Here is a 6329-nt window from a genome sequence, read left to right on the forward strand (position 1 = left end):
GCGGAGCGATTGTGAAAAGCATTCCCTTGTAAGGAATGGGGAATACATACTTCATGTATCTGTAAATACACCTCGGCAGATTGCGATATTTATGAACTGGAACTTTTCCATCATCTGGAATAGCCTCCTACCCCTCTGTTTGGCTTTATTAACGACCATTTGGATTAGCTTGGGTAGCATTCTCCTCGGTACGGCCATCGGCGTGTTAGTCGGGGTACTGTCTCTGACGACCTCCCAAATTGTTGCTGGGTTGGCCAAATGCTTCATCGAACTTTTTCTCGCCCTTCCCGTCCTGGTCTTACTCGTTTGGCTTTACTACAGCTTGCCCCTTCTCATCCCCGGCTTTATTCTTGACGGTCAAAGCTGTGTTGTGTTGGGATTAGGCTTGAGCCTCTCGGCCTTTGTCGCCCAGATCGTTCGGGGTGGCATCAACTCCATCCCCCCTGGAGAAATTGAGGTGGCCTACTGCACGGGTATGACTCGCTTGGAAACAATTCGCTACATCTTGATGCCCCAAGTGTTTCATAAGTCTTGGCTACCCCTGATGGGACAGTACATTACAACCTATAAATTATCTACCCTCGCGTCAGTCATTGCCGTGCCAGAAATCCTACATACGGCTAATTCGATTATTGCTCAAACCTATCGCCCGATCGAAATTTATTCGGTGGTTGCCGTGATGTTCGTCATTACCGTTGTTCCCCTCAATCTCCTACTCAGACGGGTGCAGAAAATCAAGGAACTGGGCGGTACGGAGACCCTCTAATATCAAGTTCAGTTGAATGCGCGCGCGCTTCACCGTGAAGCGAGCTGGGGGAGAGAATTGGAAAAGAGATTAAGCGCGATCGCTTGATGTAAATGACGATCCGAACTTGATATAAACGTTCAGTCCTACAATGCACAGTTCATTTCTAAGTATCGAAAATCTGGGAAAACGGTTTAGTCGTGGCAATATTCTCGAAGATGTCAGCTTTTCTCTAGAAAAAGGTGAGAGTCTTCTGATTCAGGGCAAAAGTGGCTGTGGGAAAACAACCCTATTACGATGTATTGCTCTACTCGAAGCGATCGATCGAGGTCAAATTGTTTTTAATGGAAATGTCGTTTCTAAACCCGGTTGTCTCGATCGTCCGAACAGTCGGTTAGAAATTGGTATGGTTTTTCAACAGCTATACCTTTGGTCTCATATGACGGTTCTCGAAAATGTAGCACTACCACTTTGGCTGCGTCGCGATCGACATAAAAATCTTGCAGATGAGGTTGCCAAGTATCAGCTCGCACAGCTTGGGATTGAGGATAAAGCAAATGAGTACCCCAACCAACTTTCCGGGGGACAACGACAAAGAGCGGCCTTAGCCCGTGCGTTGGTGCACTCTCCTAAACTCCTGCTACTCGATGAAATCACAGCCAACCTAGATCCGGAAACAGCATACAACGTGGTTGGAATTGTCGAAAAGATTATCGAAGCAGGCACCTCGGTCATCTGGGTGACACATTCCGATTTGCCTTCTACGATCTGGTCTTATATCTTGCGTTTTGAAAATGGCACTTGGATAAAGGATAAATATCATTAGCGAAACAATGGCTCGCTCCCAAACACAACTTTAAAAATCTCACTCACCTCTTTGCCTCTTTTTATAGAACTCGAGAAAAAGTTAGATGGTTTTCAAATTTTCTGACGAGGTTATATTTTGTCTCAGCCCCGAAAAGATTATATCTGCCACGATCGAATCTCCTACGTTAAAATGAACGAGCAAGAATTGATACAATCAAAGTTGAGATCGATGTTTTCCGAACTTGCTAACATGCAAATATTATTCACTTGATAAAAGCCAGTGTCAATTCATTAAAGTCATCGCTTTTTTATAAACTTTAGATACCTGCGATCGTAAAATTCATATGGCAAACTCATAAAGCTCATATAGTATTAAAAATGAGTAATAAAATATTTCAAGAGCTTGACATTTCATCTAACTTTTAGTTAGAAATGGTGCGTCTAGATCTGACGAAAAGTAGAGTACAGTTGTGAAGATGAATCAGCCGATCGATATTGAGAAATACGTTGATTTTCTAAATTTTCTGGTCGTAGAACATACCGGCGAACCCCTCAGCAGCGTGCAAAAAGCGATCGGGCGGGGCGTTCTCAACGGCATGACCTACAAAGAGATCAAACAAAACGATGCGGTCGCGCGAGGGTATAGCGTCGGTTATCTCAGCCGATACGTGGCATATCACCTCTGGGAATCCCTCACCCAAGTTTTTCAAAAAGCTGGAGTCTTAGAAGCCGAAGAGAAAGTTAGAAGTAAAAATCTGTGGGATTGCATCACTCGAGTGATGGAACGAGAACAACTCACGAACGAGGCGATCGAAATGTCAATTTCGCCCCAAACAGATTTACTCGACCAAACCCTGCGGATGCGATATCTGATTACCGAACATTTAGTCGATGGTGAGTTTTCTCAGACCTACCTCGCCGAAGATAACGATGTTCCCGATGGTCGATTAGTGGTGATTAAGCGCCTCAAAAGTAACTCGGCCGATACCCTGAAACGATACAAACGGGAAGCCAAAGTCTTGCAGGGGTTGGGCAAACACGATCGCATCCCGGAATTATTCGCCCGTTTCGAGCAAGATGGCGATTTTTACCTGGTGCACGAGTTCATCGAAGGGCAACCCCTCAGCCACGAACTCGAGATCGGCGAACCCTGGGAAGAAGCCCGCGCGATCGATCTATTGCGCGATATCTTGGAGATTCTGAGCTTCGTTCACCAGCAAAACATCATCCACCGCGATCTCCATCCCGATAACCTGATTCGCCGCGCTGCCGATGGCAAAATCGTCCCGATCGATTTTGGGGCCGTTAAAGAAATTGGGACTTCCCAGAACGAGAATACCGGACAGGCAACAACGGGGGTGACCCTCGGCGGCACGTCTCGATGCTATATTTCTCCCGAACAAGCCTACGGTATTCCCCAGTTGTGCAGCGATATCTACGCGGTCGGTATCCTCTGTATTCAAGCACTGACTGGAGTCCCGCCTCGCAAGCTCAAAGTGAACCGCAAAACGGGAAACCTAAGCTGGCGCAAGAAAGCCCCCCAGGTGTGCCCCCAGTTTGCCAAGATTTTGGACAAGATGGTGTGTTATGACTTCCGGCAGCGTTACTCGTCTGCCACGGAAGTCCTAGAAGCCCTCGATGCCCTCGAACCCTGCGAGTTACGGCAAACGGCTTGAGGCGGTGGCAACCCAATGCGATCGCACCTGACATCCTCGAGACGTATTCATCGGATTGCAACGCATGGTGGCATTGCCGGGAAACGTCACGGAATAGTTCGATAAAACTTGGTTGGGAAAGGGATAATCGGTACTGACGAACTGCGCCCCACTGGCAAAGGCAGCATCCCGGCGCTTGGTATCGTTCGATCTCGCTTCGCGGGTGCGCGCGTCGGCGCGGGTTCGCACCAGATATCCCTGGCGGACGAGACGGGAAATGCTGCGATCGAAAGGGTTATTGCGTTTGAAAAATGCCGCTTCGTCGCTGCCGGGGCGCGCGCTGACAAACATTACTCGACCGGTCAAAGATGGATGTCCTCGGGTGTAGCGATCGCGAATTTTTCCTTCGTTATCGAGGGCAAACATAATTTTACCCCGAGACGCACTCAACAGCGGCCAACCCCGCATCTGAATGGCTTGGTTTAGAGTGACACAATCTCCTCGAACGGTATCGGGGGTTATCAGTTGTTCTTGGGGGAACACCGATCGAATTTCGCGATCGATGCTATCGAGTTGGGCTTCGTCGAAGGGAATGGGTTTGGTAAATTCGATGGATAAACCTTTCTCAACCCATCGGGGAATCAGGCTATCTTTGGCTTCAACGAGGATTAAGATCGGCAGGTGGTTGGGATGAGAATCCGACCAGGTTTTGACCGTTTGCAAACATCGATCGAATGTCGCGCAGGTACTTCTAAAATCGACATCCTGGATGTGTAAAACTTTCAGTCCGGGTTTCTTCATTTCGTCGGGTAATTCAGTATCGATCGTAGCGCCTTGCGGCTGGGCATATCGTCCCCCGATCGGATCGGCAAAAACATCGAGTTCGATCTGCCGAATTCCCAAGTCAAATTGTTCGTTTAGGGGTAAACGATTGTATTCGATAGTTTTGATATAGTGCCGACTCAAGGGATAGTTTGCGATAAACTTAGCTTTTAAAGTCGCGTCCGGTTCTAAGTGATAGGAATTGTGGGTGCCAATGGTTTGAATTTCATTGAGCCTGAGATGACTCGAATCAAATCGAGCGATCGCCGTTTCTAGGGGAGATGACCAAGCCGTTCCCCACACGAATCCACAGATTGCTAGGGATGCCAAGAATTCAGTTTTCACAGAATGAGTTTCAAGGTTGCTTCCAAGTCGTCACGTTCTTTATATCGACTGGAAATTAAACAAACTGAAACCCGAATTAATCAAAATATAAAAGATAAGTTAAATTTTATTTATCTAAAAGATGAAACGAATACAGCTTCCATCAACTCTGTATTTTTAAATACAAATTTAATGAAAGCTGAATAAAATTTAAAAACCACAAAGACACAAAGAACACAAAGTTCGAGACAAAACTGTTATTCAAACAACAATTAAGTCACAAATACCAGATGATTTAAAAACTGACGGCTGGCAATTTCCCAAGTATAATTTTGGCGAACGTACCGAACGCAAGCCTCGGAATTGCCAGATTTTAAAGCGTTCTGTATCGCCACGGCGAGCTTATTATTTAAACTCCCCAGTTGGCGATTGGAACCGATAATATCGATCGGGCCTGGTGCGGGGAAAGCGGCGACAGGCGTTCCCGATGCCAGGGCTTCGGTAATAGTATTGCCAAAGGTATCGGTTTTGCTGGGAAAAACCACGACATCTGCATTGGCGTAGGCTGCTGCGAGTTCCTCGCCGGTGAGATATCCCAGAAATACGACATCGGGGTATTTTTTCTGGAGAAACTCTCGCTGTGGACCATCTCCGACGATATATTTAGTTCCCTTCTCGATGGGAATTTTTAGAAATTCTTCAATCCCCTTTTCCACAGAAACTCGCCCGACGTACATCAAAATGGGTTCGTTTTGTTTTGGGTATTTCGCCTCATCTCGATCGCGCGGGTAAAATAACTCGGTATCCACCCCCCGCGACCATATTTTTAGATTTTGTCCCTCTAAATTTCCAAAACCTCGTTGTTCGAGAATCTCCAGAATCGATCGCGCCGGAACCATTATCCCGGCAGAGGGGCGGTGAAACCGACGCAAATTCCACCAGGAAAACCCTGCCGGGAAACCGATCGATCGTTCGAGAAAATCCGGCATCATCGTGTGAAATGCCGTGGTAAATTGCCATCCTCGCTGCAAACAAAACCGGCGAACCCCGTTGCCGAGGGTTCCTTCCGTGGAAATATGAATGCAATCGGGAGCGAATTGCTCGATGGCTGCGGCTAACTTCCCGAAATTGGGAATCGCCATTTTGAACTCGCGATCGATTCCCACCATTGGAATCGTCCAGAAATTCATCGTTTCTGGATTGAGGCTGAAAATTTGATGGCCCCAATCCTTTAGGGTGCGTTCGGTATGACTGAGGGTATTGACCACGCCGCTGATTTTACCGACCACATCGCTGACAATGAGGATTTTTCGAGGGGGAACCTCGTCGGTATTGTTTGCAGTCAATTGGCTCGGGGACAATGAAGATGGGATTGGCTCGATCTCCTCAGCTTTTGCTAAATCTTGATGTGCCATAGGTCTGACTTCTCGATTTACACGATAGACGATCGAGATTAAATCTAGACTTGTCATTCGATTAAATTTCGGTTATTTCTCCAAAATCTCGATCGATTCTGACTAAATTCCGAATTCTGAACTCCGAACTCCGAATTCCGCATTCCGCGCTTCCGAATTCTGCATTCAAGAAGCAGCCCCTTCTAAATGCGAGGCGATCGCATCGGGAAGTTCTTGTTCGATCCGACGCAAACGTGGGGTGCGATAGGCAAGAATTGCCACGACAATCGTCGAGATCCCCAGCACCAAAAACAGCAAGCTGATGCCGCGTCCGGTTCCCGTGCCGATTATCCGACCGATACTGCCAGCAAGCAGTCCGTTGTCCGCCATCATCGGTTCGAGCAAACCATCGACGAGGGGGCCGGCACTCAGGTGTGCTAAGACGAGGAGCGATCGTTCGAGTGCTCGTTGCAACGAAAAGACTCGTCCTTGCAAGTCGAACGGGACTTTGCTTTGCCAAATGGCTTGGTTGCAACTGGCAACAATCGGTCGGGCAAACAAGTAGCCAAAGCCACTGACTGC

At 47.5% G+C, this 6329-nt stretch carries 5 protein-coding genes and 1 pseudogene; 3 read left to right on the plus strand and 3 right to left on the minus strand.

The window, feature by feature from the left end:
• Window positions 1–91 precede the first annotated feature (91 nt).
• From IQ235_RS15765 to IQ235_RS15775, 3 genes are all read left to right on the plus strand, one after another.
• Window positions 92–766 carry an amino acid ABC transporter permease gene (locus IQ235_RS15765; RefSeq protein WP_264322396.1) on the plus strand — a complete coding sequence of 225 codons (675 nt, stop codon included), beginning with the start codon at window positions 92–94 and terminating at the stop codon, window positions 764–766.
• A 130-nt stretch (window positions 767–896) separates the two neighbouring features.
• On the plus strand, window positions 897–1571 hold the full coding sequence (locus tag IQ235_RS15770; RefSeq protein ID WP_264322397.1) for an ATP-binding cassette domain-containing protein: 675 nt from the start codon (window positions 897–899) through the stop codon (window positions 1569–1571).
• 457 nt (window positions 1572–2028) lie between these two features.
• On the plus strand, window positions 2029–3228 hold the full coding sequence (locus IQ235_RS15775) for a serine/threonine-protein kinase (protein ID WP_264322398.1): 1200 nt from the start codon (window positions 2029–2031) through the stop codon (window positions 3226–3228).
• Here the strand turns inward: IQ235_RS15775 and IQ235_RS15780 are convergent.
• The 3 genes and pseudogenes from IQ235_RS15780 to IQ235_RS15790 all read right to left on the minus strand — a co-directional run.
• Entirely contained in the window at window positions 3211–4374 is a 1164-nt protein-coding gene (locus IQ235_RS15780; protein ID WP_264322399.1) for a phosphatidylinositol-specific phospholipase C1-like protein, read from the minus strand. The two genes, IQ235_RS15775 and IQ235_RS15780, sit on opposite strands and share 18 nt — an antisense overlap.
• 251 nt (window positions 4375–4625) lie before the next feature.
• A complete protein-coding gene (locus IQ235_RS15785) occupies window positions 4626–5825 on the minus strand; it encodes a glycosyltransferase family 4 protein (protein WP_264322400.1) in 1200 nt (399 codons plus the stop codon).
• 108 nt (window positions 5826–5933) lie between these two features.
• Window positions 5934–6329, minus strand: a pseudogene (locus tag IQ235_RS15790) (MFS transporter); the annotation flags it as partial.

Origin of the sequence: Zarconia navalis LEGE 11467, assembly GCF_015207075.1 — a bacterium.
Lineage (GTDB): Bacteria > Cyanobacteriota > Cyanobacteriia > Cyanobacteriales > Geitlerinemataceae > Zarconia > Zarconia navalis.

Coding starts and splice junctions, on each gene's coding strand:
- IQ235_RS15765 (WP_264322396.1), top strand. CDS start 92: ATGAACTGGAACTTTTCCATCATCTGGAATAGCCTCCTACCCCTCTGT.
- IQ235_RS15770 (WP_264322397.1), top strand. CDS start 897: ATGCACAGTTCATTTCTAAGTATCGAAAATCTGGGAAAACGGTTTAGT.
- IQ235_RS15775 (WP_264322398.1), top strand. CDS start 2,029: ATGAATCAGCCGATCGATATTGAGAAATACGTTGATTTTCTAAATTTT.
- IQ235_RS15785 (WP_264322400.1), bottom strand. CDS start 5,825: ATGACAAGTCTAGATTTAATCTCGATCGTCTATCGTGTAAATCGAGAA.